This window comes from Sporolactobacillus putidus, from assembly GCF_014647035.1.
Taxonomy (GTDB): Bacteria; Bacillota; Bacilli; order Bacillales; family Sporolactobacillaceae; genus Sporolactobacillus; species Sporolactobacillus putidus.
Genome location: NZ_BMOK01000002.1, coordinates 91,365 through 107,752, shown reverse-complemented (window position 1 = coordinate 107,752; position 16,388 = coordinate 91,365). Strand labels below are relative to the sequence as shown.

General features: G+C 49.0%; 16 protein-coding genes. All 16 read left to right on the top strand.

What is annotated here, in order from left to right:
- Positions 1-80: 80 nt before the first annotated feature.
- Positions 81-3,650, top strand: a complete 3,570-nt coding sequence (gene smc / locus IEX81_RS02765) for a chromosome segregation protein SMC (protein ID WP_188801539.1) — start codon at positions 81-83, stop codon at positions 3,648-3,650.
- Positions 3,651-3,701: 51 nt separating this feature from the next.
- Positions 3,702-4,721, top strand: a complete 1,020-nt coding sequence (ftsY, locus tag IEX81_RS02760; protein ID WP_188801538.1) for a signal recognition particle-docking protein FtsY — start codon at positions 3,702-3,704, stop codon at positions 4,719-4,721.
- Positions 4,722-4,811: 90 nt separating this feature from the next.
- A complete protein-coding gene (locus IEX81_RS02755) occupies positions 4,812-5,147 on the top strand; it encodes a putative DNA-binding protein (RefSeq protein WP_188801537.1) in 336 nt (111 codons plus the stop codon).
- Between the two features lie 12 nt (positions 5,148-5,159).
- Positions 5,160-6,506: a signal recognition particle protein gene (ffh, locus tag IEX81_RS02750; protein ID WP_188801536.1), complete on the top strand. Its 1,347-nt coding sequence runs from the start codon at positions 5,160-5,162 to the stop codon at positions 6,504-6,506.
- A gap of 62 nt (positions 6,507-6,568) precedes the next feature.
- Positions 6,569-6,841, top strand: a complete 273-nt coding sequence (gene rpsP / locus IEX81_RS02745; RefSeq protein WP_188801535.1) for a 30S ribosomal protein S16 — start codon at positions 6,569-6,571, stop codon at positions 6,839-6,841.
- A gap of 112 nt (positions 6,842-6,953) precedes the next feature.
- The gene (locus IEX81_RS02740) at positions 6,954-7,184 is read left to right on the top strand and encodes a KH domain-containing protein (RefSeq protein ID WP_188801534.1); all 231 of its coding nucleotides are present in this window, start codon (positions 6,954-6,956) and stop codon (positions 7,182-7,184) included.
- Between the two features lie 95 nt (positions 7,185-7,279).
- Complete coding sequence (gene rimM, locus IEX81_RS02735) at positions 7,280-7,804, top strand: ribosome maturation factor RimM (RefSeq protein WP_188801533.1); 525 nt, start codon at positions 7,280-7,282, stop codon at positions 7,802-7,804.
- Positions 7,794-8,534 carry a tRNA (guanosine(37)-N1)-methyltransferase TrmD gene (gene trmD / locus IEX81_RS02730; protein WP_188801532.1) on the top strand — a complete coding sequence of 247 codons (741 nt, stop codon included), beginning with the start codon at positions 7,794-7,796 and terminating at the stop codon, positions 8,532-8,534. Before rimM ends, trmD begins: the two co-directional genes overlap by 11 nt.
- Positions 8,535-8,698: 164 nt before the next feature.
- Positions 8,699-9,040 (top strand): 50S ribosomal protein L19, encoded by a 342-nt coding sequence (gene rplS / locus IEX81_RS02725; RefSeq protein ID WP_188801531.1) that lies wholly within the window; start codon positions 8,699-8,701, stop codon positions 9,038-9,040.
- 244 nt (positions 9,041-9,284) lie between these two features.
- Positions 9,285-10,154, top strand: a complete 870-nt coding sequence (gene ylqF / locus IEX81_RS02720; protein ID WP_188801530.1) for a ribosome biogenesis GTPase YlqF — start codon at positions 9,285-9,287, stop codon at positions 10,152-10,154.
- 103 nt (positions 10,155-10,257) lie between these two features.
- Positions 10,258-11,019, top strand: a complete 762-nt coding sequence (gene rnhB / locus IEX81_RS02715; protein WP_188801529.1) for a ribonuclease HII — start codon at positions 10,258-10,260, stop codon at positions 11,017-11,019.
- Between the two features lie 115 nt (positions 11,020-11,134).
- On the top strand, positions 11,135-12,664 hold the full coding sequence (locus IEX81_RS02710) for a hypothetical protein (RefSeq protein WP_188801528.1): 1,530 nt from the start codon (positions 11,135-11,137) through the stop codon (positions 12,662-12,664).
- The gene (locus tag IEX81_RS02705; RefSeq protein WP_188801527.1) at positions 12,661-12,951 is read left to right on the top strand and encodes an EscU/YscU/HrcU family type III secretion system export apparatus switch protein; all 291 of its coding nucleotides are present in this window, start codon (positions 12,661-12,663) and stop codon (positions 12,949-12,951) included. Before IEX81_RS02710 ends, IEX81_RS02705 begins: the two co-directional genes overlap by 4 nt.
- Positions 12,952-13,252: 301 nt before the next feature.
- Positions 13,253-14,437 carry an ADP-forming succinate--CoA ligase subunit beta gene (sucC, locus tag IEX81_RS02700; RefSeq protein ID WP_188801526.1) on the top strand — a complete coding sequence of 395 codons (1,185 nt, stop codon included), beginning with the start codon at positions 13,253-13,255 and terminating at the stop codon, positions 14,435-14,437.
- Positions 14,434-15,342, top strand: coding sequence for a succinate--CoA ligase subunit alpha (gene sucD, locus IEX81_RS02695; RefSeq protein ID WP_188801525.1), 909 nt, complete (start codon positions 14,434-14,436; stop codon positions 15,340-15,342). Before sucC ends, sucD begins: the two co-directional genes overlap by 4 nt.
- A gap of 174 nt (positions 15,343-15,516) precedes the next feature.
- Positions 15,517-16,386, top strand: a complete 870-nt coding sequence (dprA, locus tag IEX81_RS02690; protein ID WP_188801524.1) for a DNA-processing protein DprA — start codon at positions 15,517-15,519, stop codon at positions 16,384-16,386.
- Positions 16,387-16,388 lie beyond the last annotated feature (2 nt).

Sequence of the window (16,388 nt, the reverse complement as noted above, 5' to 3'; positions counted from 1 at the left end):
TCGGCTGTTTTTGTTACCCGCGCCCGGACGGGCAGGCGATGTGCTAAAATGATGGAGTTAAAAGAAACGGAGGGATCGGGATGTATCTCAAGAGACTGGATGTTTCCGGCTTCAAGTCGTTCGCCAATAAAACATCTGTTGAGTTCGTTCCCGGTGTGACCGCGGTAGTCGGACCGAATGGAAGCGGCAAAAGCAACATTACGGAGGCGATCCGCTGGGTTCTCGGAGAACAGTCCGCAAAATCGCTGCGCGGTTCGAAGATGGAAGATATTATTTTTTCAGGAAGCGACGCCAAAAAGGCAGTTAATATGGCGGAGGTTGCGCTGACGCTCGACAATGCGGACCACTATCTGCCGTTTGATTACAGCGAGATCAGCGTGACCAGAAGGGTATTCCGTTCCGGGGACAGCGAATTTCTGCTGAATCGTCAGAGCTGCAGACTTAAAGATATTGTCGACCTTTTTATGGACTCCGGTCTTGGGAAAGAAGCCTATTCCGTAATCGGCCAGGGGAAAATAGATGAGATCTTGAATAGTAAAGCTGAAGACAAACGTAAAATTTTTGAAGAGGCATCAGGCGTGCTGAAATACAAGCTGCGAAAGCAAACGGCGGAAAAACAGCTTGAAGAATCCGCGGTTAATTTAAACCGTGTCGAGGATATTCTGCATGAACTAAGCAGCCGGTTGGGACCGCTTGAACAACAGGCTTCGACCGCCAGGGAGTATCTGGCCAAAAAAGAGGAACTGGAAAAAGTCGATGTTGCCCTCCTTGTCTACGATATCGGGGATGTACATGCCCGGTGGTCAGCATCAAAAAGCCGCGCGGAGAACCTGAATCAAAGAAAAAAAGAGATCGCCCTGAATATTGAAGAAAAGGAGAAACTTTTTCGTTCAAATCGCGAGGCTCTTGACGTGCTGGACCGCGACATTGATCTTTTGCAATCGAGATGGGCCGAGTCCGGTGAAATTCTTGAGAAAATGCTTGGCCAAAAAGAAGTGGCGGCTGAGCGGCGGAAACATGCAAAAAGCAGCGCCCTGGAGCTGAAAGAACGGATCGGAAAGCTTGAGGAGCAGCTTGAGGATGAGCGCCGTGCTCTGAGAAACAGCGAGTCGGCTTATCAGGCGGAACATTTAAAACTTGAAGAGCTCCGGAAAAGATTAAAAGAAAAACTGACCGCGTTCAGCGGTTTCGAGCAGAATCTGGATGAAACGATTGAAAGGCTGAAGGCCGATTACATTGAAGTGCTCAATCAACAGGCGTCCATGCGCAATGAACAGCGTTATCTGAGCGATCAGCAGAAATCTCTGCTGCAAAAGAAGAACCGGGTAGAGGCGAATTCCGAAGACGTCAGGAAAATCGCCGGAGAGGCACGAAAGAGGAAAGATAAACTTGTTTCTGAAATGAAACGGCAGGCGGATGAAGGGACAAGTCTGCAAAAATCGTTGGCCGAATGCGAATCACAGCTTGAAAAAGAGCATGCGCGCTACAGTAAACAGAAAGAAGCACTTGATAAAATCGCGCGTTTTATCGAGCAGGCCGTCTCACGAAAAGAAATGCTTGAGGCATTAAAGGAGGAATACGCCGGCTTTAATCAGGGTGTCAAAGCTATTCTGAAAAAAAGGCATGAGATCTCCGGCATTCACGGAGCGGTAGCCGAGCTTATTCGTGTGGAGAAAACTTATGGAACAGCGGTCGAAACGGCGCTCGGGGCGTCATCCCAGCATGTGATTGTCTCTGATGAAGCATCCGGGAGGAATGCGATCCACTTTCTGCGCAGTCATCAGGCGGGACGTGCCACTTTTTTACCTGTTTCCGTCATGAAAGCGCGGTCTCTGCCGTATGGCGACAGAAAACGTATTTCTGAGCATCCCGATTTTGTCGGAACGGCAGAGGAACTTGTCAGCTGCGACCCGGCTTACCGTGAGGTGATCGGACATCTGCTCGGTGCGGTTGTGGTTGCCCGTAATTTAGCGGGCGCCAATGCCCTGTCAAAAATCCTTGGCTACCGATACAGAATCGTGACGCTTGAGGGAGACATTGTTGCTCCGGGCGGTGCGATGACCGGCGGCAGTTTGAGGCAGAACAGGGCCGGTCTGATCGGACGGGCAGCGGAAATTGACCAGCTTACGGGGCAAATCGGGGAGATGCGCGCGAAAAGCGAACAACTGAAGCACGATTTCGCGGGTCTGAAGAACCGGATAGCTGCCGATGAAGTGCAGGCAGGAAAATTGCGGGAGAACGTAAGGCGGGCGGCTGAAGCCTACCGGAAGCTTGAAGAGCTGGTTCGTGAAGCGGAAGCAGAAGAAAAAAACAGCTTCGAAAAATATCAGCTGCTCGCAAGGGAAAACGGGGACTTTGCTTCCGAACAGGAGACGATAGCAAAGCGCCTGCAGGAAATCGATCACGATCTTATTGTGAACACGAAAAAAGGAGAGGATCTGACCGCACAGATTGACCTGCTGTCTGAGAACAGGAAGAACCGTGACTCCACCAAGGCGGCCCTGCAGTCGGAGATTACTGCGCTTAAAGTGGAGACTGCCGAACAGGGACAAATCGTCGCTCATCAGAAGGAAAAAGCAGAACAGTCCGCGGCCCGCGTCGATGACATGAATGCCTCTGTTGAAGCACTCCGGTCATCGGTCAATGGCATTCATTCCGAATTGAAGGATCAGTCTGAAAGTCAGAAGACGCTTGAGCAGCAAGTTCAGGCGGCGAAACTGGAAAAGGAGAGACTCGGCGTCCTTCTGGCAGAAAAAAAAGATCTTCGCCGCAGTGAACAGGAAACATTATCGGAGGAAGAGCAGTTTCTTAAAGAAAAACGCCGTGAACTGGATCACCTGTCCGATTCGTTTCAGGAAGAGAACATGGTGCTTAGCCGTCTGGACGTCCAGCTGGATCATTTGCTCGATACACTAAGCGAAGACTACGAACTGACCATTGAAGCGGCCAGAGAAAAATATCCACTGAAAATCGATGTAGCCGAAGCCCGAAAAAGAGTGAAACTGATTAAGCTGGCTATAGAAGAGCTGGGAACTGTGAATCTGGGAGCCATTGACGAGTATGACGAGGTTTCGGAACGCGAACGTTTTCTCACTGCGCAGAGGGATGATCTGCTGAAAGCCAGAACAACGCTTGAAAATGTCATGACGGAAATGGACCGTGAAGTGGGACAGCGTTTTTCAAAAACGTTTAAAATGATTCGCGAGCAGTTTCAGATTGTCTTTCAGGAGCTCTTCGGCGGAGGACGTGCCGATCTGAAACTAATTGACCCGGATGATCTGCTAAGCAGCGGTATTGAGATTCTGGCAGAACCGCCCGGGAAGAAACTTCAGCGCCTGTCTTTGCTTTCAGGGGGAGAGCGTGCTCTGACGGCAATTGCTCTTTTGTTTGCCATTCTCAAAGTACGTCCGGTGCCCTTTTGCGTGCTCGATGAAGTGGAGGCGGCGCTTGATGACGCCAATGTTGACCGCTATGCCGGTTTTTTAAAGAAATTCAGTGCGGAGACGCAGTTTATCGTCGTAACCCACCGCCATGGGACGATGGAGCATGCGGACGTGCTCTACGGCGTAACCATGCAGGAATCCGGGGTGTCCAGGCTGGTGTCCGTCCGCCTCGAAGAAACGCAAGAACTGATCTCGGCAAACCGTTGATCTTTTGCAAACCGTTTTTATATAGGAAAAGAAAATGAGGGAGGGAAAGAAATGAGTTTTTTCAGCAAAGTGAAAGAGAAGTTAACAGGCCGTACGGAGATGGTGACTGAAAAATTTCGCGACGGCCTGTCGAAAACAAGACAGTCATTCTCTGAAAAAGTCAATAACCTTGTCAAAAGGTACCGTAAAGTAGACGAGGACTTTTTTGAAGAACTGGAAGATATTCTGATTGAGTCTGACGTTGGCGTCACGACTGTAATGGATCTTGTTGAAAAACTAAAAGATGAAGCGAGAACACGCAATATTAAAGACAGTGATAAGCTGAAAGATGTCATTGTCGAAGTGCTCTCCGATTTTCTGACAAAGAGCAAAGACGAAACGAAACTGAACCTGAATCCGGACGGACTGACGGTCATTCTCATGGTTGGTGTCAATGGTGCGGGCAAGACGACAACAGCCGGAAAACTGGCAAACAGGCTGAGGAATGAAGGCAAATCCGTACTGCTCGCGGCCGCTGATACTTTCAGAGCGGGAGCCATCGACCAGCTTCAGGTCTGGGGAGATCGTGCCGGTATTGATGTGATTAAACATCAGGAGGGCTCAGATCCCGCCTCGGTCGTCTTTGACGCCCTGAAGGCGGCGAAATCCCGGCACGCCGATGTGCTGCTTTGCGATACGGCCGGCCGTCTTCAGAATAAAGTCAATCTAATGAAAGAATTGGAGAAAATCAAACGGGTCATCAACAGGGAATGCCCGGGAGCGCCTCAGGAAGTTCTGCTTGTTCTGGACGCGACGACCGGTCAGAATGCGCTGAACCAGGCAAAACTGTTTCGCCAGGCCTCGGATGTGACGGGTATCGTTCTGACTAAGCTCGACGGTACGGCAAAAGGCGGCATCGTCCTGGCCGTCCGCCACGAACTGGACATCCCGGTAAAACTGGTTGGTCTTGGGGAAAAAATTAATGATCTGCAGGTCTTTGATGCGGACGCTTTCGTGTACGGGCTCTTCTCCGAAATGTTCGAGACGCCGGATGAAGAAAAAAATGAAGATTCGTCTTCACAGCAATTATGAGTAGTTAAGAAAATAACTTGACAGAGCAGGGTCGTTCCTGTATTATTGTTCCGTAAAGTAAAAGACCTTTACAGCCAAGGGGATTTTGCTATGCTTGAGAAGATCTTACGAGTCAATGCCCTATACGATTTCTATCAGCCGCTTCTCACCTCTAAACAGCAGGAATACTTGAATCTTTACTATCTTAACGATTTTTCACTCGGCGAGATTGCCGAAAGATGCCAGGTGACGAGACAGGCAGTCTACGATAACCTGAAGCGGGCTGAAGGTGCCCTTGAAGCGTTCGAGAAAAAATTAGGACTGCTGCGCAAATATCAGGCGCGTCTTTCTCTCATTTCCGAACTAAGGAAGCAGGCAGGCCGCCTGAGCGTCGAAGAACACCAAAAGCTGAATTCGGTTCTTGACAAGCTGGAGAATTTAGACTAGGAAGTGAGAAGGATGGCATTTGAAAGCCTCGCAGGCAGACTGCAGGAGACCATGAAGAAAATTCGCGGCAAGGGCAAAGTCTCTGAAGCCGATGTGAAGCAGATGGCACGCGAAGTCCGTCTGGCACTACTTGAAGCGGACGTCAATTTCAAAGTGGTTAAATCGTTTGTCAGCCGTATCCAGGAACGGGCAGTCGGACAGGAAGTGCTGAAAAGCCTGACGCCCGGACAGCAAGTAATCAAGGTTGTTCAGGAAGAATTGGCTAACCTGATGGGCGGAGATCAAACGAAGCTCAACTTTGCCTTAAAGCCCCCGACCGTCATTCTCTTTGTCGGGCTTCAGGGTGCCGGAAAAACGACCTCTGCCGCGAAGCTGGCCAATTTTATCCGCAAGGCGAACAATAAGAAACCGATGATGATTGCTGCCGATGTTTACCGCCCTGCGGCGATCAAGCAGCTGCAGACGCTGGGCGGCCAGCTGAACATCCCTGTCTTTACGCTTGGCGATAAAGTCAGCCCTGTGGAAATTGTCCGGCAGGGTATTGAGCAGGCGAAGGCGGAACACAATGATTTAATCCTGATTGATACAGCAGGCAGGCTGCACGTTGATGACGTTCTGATGGACGAATTGGAACAGATTAAAGCGGTCAGCCATCCGGACGAAATTTTTCTTGTCGTCGATGCGATGACCGGTCAGGATGCCGTCAATGTGGCGAGCAGTTTTAACGACCGTCTGGATCTTACAGGTGTCATTATGACCAAGCTGGACGGAGACACGCGCGGCGGTGCGGCACTCTCAATCCGATCCGTTACGGGAACGCCGATCAAGTTCGTCGGAATGGGCGAGAAGATGGATGCGATCGAGCCGTTTCACCCTGACCGCATGGCTTCACGTATATTGGGTATGGGCGATGTTCTTTCGCTGATTGAGAAGGCCCAGGCCACGGTTGATGAGGAAAAGGCACGGGAGATGGAGCGGAAGCTCCGATCCGTCAGCTTTACTTTGGATGATTTTCTCGATCAGATCGGCCAGGTCCGCAAAATGGGGCCGCTTGATGATTTACTGGCGATGATGCCCGGCGCAAACAAGTTCAAGGGTATGAAGAATATGCAGATCGATGAGAAGAAAATCGATCAGGTCGAAGCGATCATCCGGTCAATGACCCCGATGGAAAAAAATGATCCGGACATTATCAACTCCAGTCGCAGAAAGCGCATTGCACTCGGCAGCGGGACATCGATCGCCGATGTCAACCGGCTCTTGAAACAATTCAAAGACATGAAGAAAATGATGAAGCAGTTTATGGGCAAAACAAAAGGCAAAAAACGCAATAATCCTTTTAATTTGCCGTTTATGTGATCATCCGTCTCTTCAGGAAGATGAACAAAAGATTAATAATTATGAACAGGAAGGTGTTTGGCATGTCAGTTAAAATTCGTCTGAAACGTATGGGAGCAAAAAAACGTCCTTTTTACAGAGTCGTTGTTGCGGATTCACGCGCACCTCGCGATGGACGCTTCATTGAAGAAATAGGAACTTACAACCCGGTTTCAACACCAAAGGCATTCAATGTTGATGAAGAAAAAGCACTTGATTGGCTGAAGAAGGGCGCACAGCCGTCCGATACGGTACGCAACTTGTTCTCGAAAAAAGGCTTGATGGAAAAGTTCCATAACAGCAAACTGCAAAAATAAATTTCAAAGTATGTGATCGTTTCTGTTTAGCAAAAGTTCCTTTAACTTTTTTTCTGAATCGAAGGTACGTGCACTCCGGCAAAAGATCCTTATTTGAAGGAGCGGAAGCGCAATGGATGAACTGATCAAGGCTATGGTTGTCCCGCTCATTGTTTATCCTGATGATATTCAGATTCAGAGGCAGGAAGATGCGGAACATATCACTTATGTACTTGCCGTGAACAAGAAGGACATGGGAAGAGTGATCGGTAAAAACGGCCGTGTAGCCGAAGCCCTGCGCACGATTGTCTCCGCCGCAGGCAGCGCAAGGGGAAAAAGCGTCCAGTTTCTGATTCGCGAATAAGTGAAAAATGAACGAAAAAGAGAAGGGGAGATGCCCTTCTCTTTTTCGCCCTGTATAAGAGATGCCTTTCAGCTATCGGATAAGGAGGAAGTTCAGTGACAGACTGGATCTATGTAGGAAAAATTGTGAATACCCGCGGAATCAAAGGTGAAGTGAAGGTCATCAGTGTAACGGATTTTCCTGAAAAACGGTTCGCAAAGGGCGCAGTACTTTATGTTCACGATGACAAATCGTCGTCCTATCAGCCGCTCACGGTTGTAGGGCACCAACACCATAAGCAGTTTGATTTTCTTACTTTTGAACAATTCAGTACAATTAATGAAGCTGAGAAATACAAGGGATGCTCGCTTTATGTATCAAAGGACCAGCTTTCGGAACTTGAGAGCGGCGCCTATTATTATCATCAGATTATCGGTGCGGATGTGGTCACGGATACCGGAGCGCCCCTCGGCAAGGTAAAAGAAATTCTTTCACCCGGTGCTAATGATGTTTGGGTGATCCGGACAAAGGGAAAAGATTTGCTGCTGCCTTACATTAAGGATGTTGTAAAAACCGTTGACACCGAACAAAAGCGGATTACGGTTCATTTGATTCCGGGACTGATCGATGATGAGAATTGATGTTCTGTCGCTTTTTCCCGGCATGTTCCAGGGCGTGTTTAATGAATCCATTCTCGGGAAGGCTGCTGAAAAAGGGGCGGTCTCGTACCATATCACGGATTTTCGCGATTACACGACAAACAAGCACAGGAAAGTGGACGACTATCCGTTCGGGGGCGGCGCAGGAATGGTCCTGATGCCGCAGCCGATCTTCGACGCGGTCGGTGCCGTCCGGACGGAAGCCGATTTTTCCCCACGCATTATTTTAACTTCTCCCCAGGGAAAACCGTTCAGGCAAAGAGACGCGGAAGAATTGTCGCGCGAGAAGCAGCTGATCTTTATCTGCGGGCATTATGAAGGTTTTGATGAGCGTATTCCACAGCACTTGGTCACGGACGAATATTCCATCGGCGATTTCGTGATGACGGGCGGAGAACTCGCCGCTATGGCGATGATTGACAGCATCGTCCGCCTGCTTCCCGGAGTGCTTGGAAACGATACTTCGGCGGTAACGGACTCTTTTTCCGACGGGCTGCTGGAACATCCGCATTATACCCGTCCCGCGGATTTTCGCGGGATGAACGTGCCTGATGTTCTGGTGTCCGGCAACCATGAAAAAATTACTGAATGGCGCCATAAGGAGTCTCTAAGGCGGACCTTTCTCCGTCGTCCGGATCTGCTTGCGAATCGATCACTTTCCGGGAAAGAAGCGGAATGGCTTTCGGAATTCAGGCAGAAAAATAAGGAATAGGCCGAGTGAATCTGCCGGGCCATATTCCGGAAATTTAACTTGCATTGACCGGATCGGTTATGGTAACATTATTTTCGTGGCAATTGCGAGTAGAATACGATGTTCCGCTGCAGTTTTACTTACGGATTGCAAGAGCATTTGTACGGAAGGAGGCCATTTTAACCATGCAAAACATTATTGATGAAATTACAAAGGAACAGTTGCGGACCGATATTCCGGATTTCAGACCGGGAGATACTCTGAAAGTGCATGTGAAGATTACTGAAGGCACGCACGAACGTATTCAGGTTTTTGAAGGCGTAGTGATCAAGCGCCATGGCGGCGGAATCAGTGCAACATTCACCGTCCGCAAGATCTCTTACAGTGTGGGTGTTGAAAGAGCATTCCCTGTAAATTCGCCTAAGATTGACAAAATCGAAGTTGTCCGCCACGGCAAGGTTCGCCGTGCGAAACTTTATTATCTGCGCAATCTGCGCGGCAAAAAGGCGCGTATTAAGAGCAGATAAACAGCGTATCAGAAACGGACAAGATAAAGAAAACCTGGCGAAGCGGGGGCCTTTGGCGCTGGCTGAGCCTTAGTTGCGGGGGCCACGACGGCCTAATGCCGAACATGCCGCAGCGATTATGTTCGGCCGCATACACTATAATCCTTTAAATTTTTATACTTTCCTATAGTGTAAAAAAAGGGGCTTGGGGTTAACCAGGCCTCTTTTTATATCCCCTTAAGAATACATGAAAGGAGGGGGCGAATTGACAATACAATGGTATCCCGGTCACATGGCCAAGGCAAAGAGGCAAATGATCGAGAAAATCAAACAGATCGATGTCGTAATTGAACTGGCGGACAGCAGAATTCCGTCCTCTTCGCGCAATCCGCTTGTCGGCGAGATCGCATCGGACAAACCACGGCTATTGATTTTGAATAAGATCGACATGGCGGACGCTGAAGCAACGAGACGCTGGAAAAATTATTTTGAGAACGAAGGACTGGCGGTTCATCTCGTCAACAGCCAGACAGGCGAAGGAACATCATCCATTCCGGAGGCGGTTCACCATCTGACTGCGCGCCGCAGGTCAAAAATGGAGAAAAAGGGTTACCGGCCCCATGCAGATCGCGCCATGATACTCGGTATTCCGAATGTCGGCAAATCAACGCTGATCAACAGAATGGCCGGAAAGAAAATTGCGAAAATCGGAGATCGTCCCGGAATAACCACAGCACAGCAGTGGATAAAAGTCGGGAAAACGATGGAGCTTCTCGACACGCCGGGTATTTTATGGCCTAAATTTGACGATCCTGAAGTCGGTCTCCGCCTGGCGGCCACGGGAGCAATAAAAGAAGAACTGCTTGATTTTCAGGATATTGCCCTTTTTTTGCTGAAAATCATGGTCGACCGGTACCGGAAGCAGCTTGCCGGCCGGTACGATCTGCCCGAGCTGCCTGAGTTAACAGGATCGGAAGAAGATCATAACAAGCTGATTGGACTGTTTGATGCGATCGGAAAAAATCGCGGCTGTCTCGTAAGCGGAGGCCTTGTCGATTATGATCGGACTGCGGAGATTATTGTCCGCGATTATCGCCGCCAGAAACTGGGCTTCCTGACTCTTGAAATGCCCTGATTGAACGTACGCATGTGCTGTTTGCCATGCTGAGGAAAATGTGAAGCGGAAGCATAAATAAACAGAAAACAACGTCCGATATATAAATCGAGGGATTGTGGAAATGGAGCAATTGTCAATCGCGCGGATTAAAGAGGAATTGTCGCAGGCGTGCGGTCTATCCTCTGAAAGAAAGCATGCGCTGGAGAACGATCCGCGAAAGGGTGTCCGCCGTCTGATCAGGCTTTGGGAAGAGCGCCAGTTTCGGGATCAGCGGCTTATTGAAAAATTTAATGAAATGAACCGGTTAGAAAGTGATCTGCGCAGCATAGGCATCGACAACATTGCGGGGATTGACGAGGCCGGGCGTGGGCCGCTCGCAGGTCCTGTCGTTGCAGCCTGCGTGATTCTTAAGCCGGCTGTCGTCCTCCCCGGAATCAATGATTCGAAGCAGCTGTCGGCGGCGAAACGAAACACCTTTTTCGATAAGATCAGAGAATCAGCTGTATCGATCGGCATCGGAATCGTTTCAGCACATGAGATCGATGAGATCAATATTTATCAGGCTGCAAAAAGGGCGATGATGCTCGCTGTCGGACAAATGGATGTCCGTCCGGGCCACCTTCTGATTGACGCGATGGAGCTGCCTTTGGACCTCGCCCAGACCTCTCTGATCAAGGGGGATGCCAGGAGCAATTCGATTGCTGCCGCTTCTATTATCGCTAAAGTAACAAGGGACCGGATAATGGACGAACTGGATGACGTTTATCCGGGTTACGGTTTTTCCGGTCATAAAGGTTATGGAACAAAGGAACACCTGCAGGCGATCGAAAGACTCGGGCCCTGCCCGGAACACCGCATGACTTTTGCCCCGCTGAAACGTTGAATTTATACTATGAAAGTATAAAATTTTTAAGGATTATAGTATAAACGCAACTAAGGCAACGCCTGCGCAAAGCTTGGCGAAGCCAAGTTTTCTAATGAGTTACGAAGGTGATCTTTTGAATTTACAGCCTTATGCGGTCAATCAAAGTCAAATGATCGGAACTTTTGAGCCCGATCAGATTCTTCGCGGACGGGTACTCGAGATTCTGCCGGACCGGACCGCCCTTGTTCAGCTTGGCGCAGAAAGAATGGTTGCCAGGGTCGGTGTGATCGTGCCCCCACTGAAAATCGGCCAGGACTATCTTTTCCAGATTCGGCAGAACACAAATCCTCTGCTGGCAAAAGTCATTGACCGGAGATCACCGGGAACGGATCAACCGGCCGGGTCGGTGGTTGATGATGTGCGCACAGCTTTCAATTTGAAGAATGACTCTGTGACAAGACAAATAATTCAGGCGTTTCTTGATCATGGCGATTCTTTGTCGCGGCATTCGGTTCTCGCGGCACGGGCTTTGCTGGGCGGCGGGGCGGGGGCCTTGAAAGATATTCCGGTCATCCGCTGGATGCTGAACCGCGGCCTTCCAATGACTCCTGCCTTTTTTCAGACGGCAAAAAATCAAATAAACGCTCCAACTCTCTCAACACAGCTCACCGATCTGAAAAATGCACTCAATCAGTTAACCCATCAGACACCTCCAACGCAATCACTGAAAGCTGCTCTCGACAAACTTGCCGCAATAAAAGGCACTCCGCCGCTTTCACTTGCCGCCGGTCTTGTCGGGCAAAGCAAGGCAGCTGCCTTGCTGAAGTCTTTTCTTAAGGAGCAGGATCCGGGCCTGCAGCTGTCCGATGTGAAACAAGCGGCATTCGTAAAATTTCTCAGAAGTCCGATGACCGTTCCCGATACGGCAGTAATGTTAAATAAAATCGGGAGCAGTCTGCAGCCGGAAGCATTTATCGGATCATTTAGAGGGTATATCGCTGCTCATTCCGGAGAAACCGTGCTGCAGAATGTCCTGAACGGCACAGGCAGTCCGGGGCTGCTATTTAATGTGCTGAAACAGGTAGGCTTCGATTATGAACACAGCCTCGGAATCCTTCTTGAGAACGGAAATCCTGCAGAAACGGGCTCGATTAAAGAAAAACTGCTTACTGTCATGCAGGATGTTAAGACGCCGAACGAGATCAGAAAAATGTCCGCTCAAGCCGTTCAAAGAATCACAGGCGAGCAAATTCAAATGGCTTCCTCTGATCCGCTTGTTGCCCAGTTTTTACTGCAGTTGCCGGTTCCCTTTCAAAAAGAGATCCGGAATGCAACGGTTTACTGGGAAGGGAAAAAGAACGGACAGGGGACCATTGATCCGGACTACTGCACGATCCTTTTCAGTCTGGATTTAAAGTACTTAAAAAAAACGCTGGTCGGCATGCGTGTTCAGAACCGTTCCGTAACCCTTACGGTGCAGAACGATTTTTCAGATCTTGGTCCGCTGCTTAAAAAGGGCCGGCCGATTTTGGCTGAACAACTTGAAGCCCTCAACTATCATCTTGTCTCTTTCGTACAGACAAAGAAGCTCGATGATCGTCTTATTGCCAAACTGGCCCGGCCTCTGGCGGTTTCAAACTACACTTTGGATGTGAAAATATGACTGCGTCCAACCCGGAGAAAAAGACAAAAGCCGTAGCCCTTAATTATGAACGCGGAAAGGATGAGGCGCCCTACGTTTCAGCCAAGGGAGAAGGTGAAATGGCGAAAAAAATTATCGAAAAAGCTAAAGAATACAATATTCCGATTCAGGAGGATGCAGCGCTTGTCTCCATGCTCTCCGGACTGAATCTGAATGAAATCATTCCTGCGGAACTCTATTCAGCTGTAGCGGAAATATTTACTTTTATCTACCAGATGGACGAACAGTCAAAGCCTAAAGAAAATTAGCAGATCTCCCCGTACGTTTTATTTTTTTGATACCCCCGAATTATTCATATGACCTCTTTAGGGTAGTGCGTCATTTAATCCCGCATTCACTCATTTCTCGAAACGCTCATATTGTTGATCCGTTTTATCAAGATAAGTTATGCGAGACTCAAAATCTGACAAACTTTCATATTTACAAATCCAAATTTTTTGTGACAGATTTACGACAAATCAGTAGACAAAATCACGAATCAGTGTCTATACTGTAAAAGTAAAGGCTTTCAATTATTTAACAATTCGAATATTGGAAGAAGGGGAAGCAATGAATATTCATGAGTATCAGGGAAAACAACTTCTGAAGAGGTACGGAGTTGCTGTTCCTCATGGCTATGTCGCTTTTACAGAGGACCAGGCGGTCGAAGCGGCAGAGAAAATTCAGACGGATATCAAAGTGGTGAAGGCTCAGATCCACGCGGGCGGCCGCGGTAAAGCCGGCGGCGTCAAAATCGCCAGATCCAATGAGGAAGTGCGGGCCTATGCAGACGAACTGCTTGGGAAGGTCCTGGTGACTCATCAGACAGGTCCCGCGGGCAAAGAAGTCAAGCGTCTGCTGATTGAGGAGGGCAGTGATATTGATAAAGAATACTATCTTGGTATCGTGCTTGATCGATCGTCATCCCGTGTAACTGTGATTGCTTCTTCAGAAGGCGGTATGGAGATTGAACAGGTGGCAGAAGAAACTCCTGATAAAATTTATCGTGAATCGGTTGATCCTCTTGTCGGCCTCGCCCCTTTTCAGGCCAGGCGGATTGCATTCAGCATCGGCATCCCCAAAAAACTCGTAAATAAAGCGGTTAAATTTATGCTCGGCCTTTATCAGGTTTTTGTTGAGAAAGACTGCTCTATTGCGGAAATCAATCCATTGGTGGTTACGAAGAGCGGAGATGTCCTGGCGCTCGATGCAAAGCTGAACTTTGATGATAACGGCCTTTACAGAAACAAAGATATTCTGGATTTCCGCGATCTTGATGAAGAAGATGAGAAAGAAATTGAAGCGTCAAAATATGGATTAAACTATATTGCACTTGAAGGAAATATCGGCTGCATGGTTAATGGAGCGGGACTGGCCATGGCAACAATGGATATTATCAAATCGTTTCACGGCGAACCAGCCAATTTTCTCGATGTGGGCGGCGGAGCCAGCAAAGAAAAAGTTGAAGCCGCCTTCAGGCTGATTATGTCTGATCAACACGTCAAGGGTATCCTGGTAAACATCTTCGGCGGCATCATGAAGTGTGATGTAATCGCTGAGGGTATTGTCGCGGCAACTGAAAAAATCGGCCTGACCGTGCCCCTTGTTGTCCGTCTTGAAGGAACGAACGTGGATCTTGGAAAAGAGATTCTGCGCCGCTCCGGTTTGAATATAACGCCCGCACAGACCATGGCGGATGCCGCGGAAAAAATCGTATCGCTTGTTGATCAGGCGGCGGGAGGTGTTGCAAAATGAGTATTTTTGTAAATAAAAAGACAAAAGTGATCGTGCAGGGAATCACCGGATCTCAAGGGCTCTTCCATACAAGGCAGATGCTGGATTACGGGACAAATATTGTCGGCGGGGTAACGCCGGGCAAAGGCGGGACGACGGTTGAAGGCGTTCCTGTATTCGATACGGTTCGCGAAGCTGTCGAAAAAACGGGAGCGGACAGTTCTGTCATTTATGTTCCGCCCGCTTTCGCGGCAGATGCCATTATGGAAGCCGCGGACGCCGGAATTCCTCTTGTCATTACAATCACGGAAGGCATTCCGATTTTGGATATGGTGAAAGTCAAACGATATCTTGCGGACAAAAAGACACGCTTGATCGGACCGAACTGTCCGGGAGTCCTATCCGCTGATGAATGCAAGATTGGGATCATGCCGGGATATATCCATAAAAGAGGCCATGTCGGTGTCGTTTCCCGCTCCGGAACCCTGACTTATGAAGCGGTTCATCAATTGACTCAGCTCAACATTGGCCAGACAACAGCCGTAGGAATCGGCGGGGATCCGGTGAATGGAACAAGTTTTATCGATGTGCTCCAATTATTCAGCGAAGATCCGGAAACCTACGCCGTGGTTATGATCGGCGAGATCGGCGGAAACAGCGAGGAAGAGGCCGCAGAGTGGGCGGAGCTTCACATGGATAAGCCAATCGTCGGTTTTATCGGAGGACGGACAGCACCTCCTGGAAAAAGAATGGGCCATGCCGGTGCGATCATTTCCGGAGGAAAAGGTACCGCTGATGAGAAAATCCGCGTGATGCGCGAACACGGAATAGCGGTCGCGGAAACGCCGGCGGAAATCGGCGAGACAATGGTCAGACTCTTGAAAGAAAAAGGGCTTTATGAAGACTGCCTCATTGCAAATTCTTGAAAAATAGGAAAACGCGCTTGTCCGCGTTTTCCTCCCTTTTTTTAATCCTCCGCATTTAATCTGCAATAGGAAATAAAAAGGACGTCGATGATGAGATGTGCTGCTTTAGCGGCCCCTTGCTCCCGTACTTTTAATCCCCCTCTATTCCGCTACGGCAAACAAGAAGGTGCACCCATGGATGATTTAACACTAAAGCTGATCCAGCTTGATCACTGCCGGGGACTCGGCAGAAAAACCATTTCCGCATTTTTAAAAGCAGATCCAAAGCTTAATCGGTTGGCCGATTATACAATAAAGGAACTTAAGGAAATTTATCAAATGCCCTCGGCGCGGGCTGAACTGTTTCTGAGAGATTTTCATTCTATTGATCCTGAACGGACCGTTCAGCAGTATGAGCGCCGGGGAATCTCATCGGTCCCTTTCCATAGCCCGGATTATCCGATCTACTTGAAGAAGATTTTTGATCCGCCCCATTTGCTTTATACGACGGGGAAAAAGGAAAGGCTGAAGGATTTGAAGATGCTGAGTGTCATCGGAACAAGGTATCCGAGCATCGAGGCGAACAGAGTCATGGACTATTTGCTTGCTCCATTGATCGAATCAGGGTGGACGATTGTCAGCGGACTTGCTCTCGGAATTGACGGCCTCGCTCACAAGCTTGCATTAAAAGGACGGACGATCGCTGTTCTCGGCTCAGGTCTTTATTTTCCCTATCCGATGCAGAACCGTGCACTTTTTAGCGAACTGGCTAAGACTCAGCTCGTGATCAGTGAATATCCGCCGCCGGCCAGGCCGGAACGATGGCGTTTTCCCGAGCGAAACCGGGTGATCAGCGGCATGTCGCTCGGCACGCTGGTCATTGAGGCGAAAGAGCGAAGCGGTTCGCTGATTACGGCTGACCAGGCATTGGAGCAGGGGCGCGAAGTGTTTGCCGTACCCGGTTCCATTTTAAATGAAAACTGCAAAGGCACCCATCGCTTGATCCAGCAAGGAGCCAAATTAGTGACACAATGCAGTGATATTCTTGAAGAACTTTTGGTCTGAAA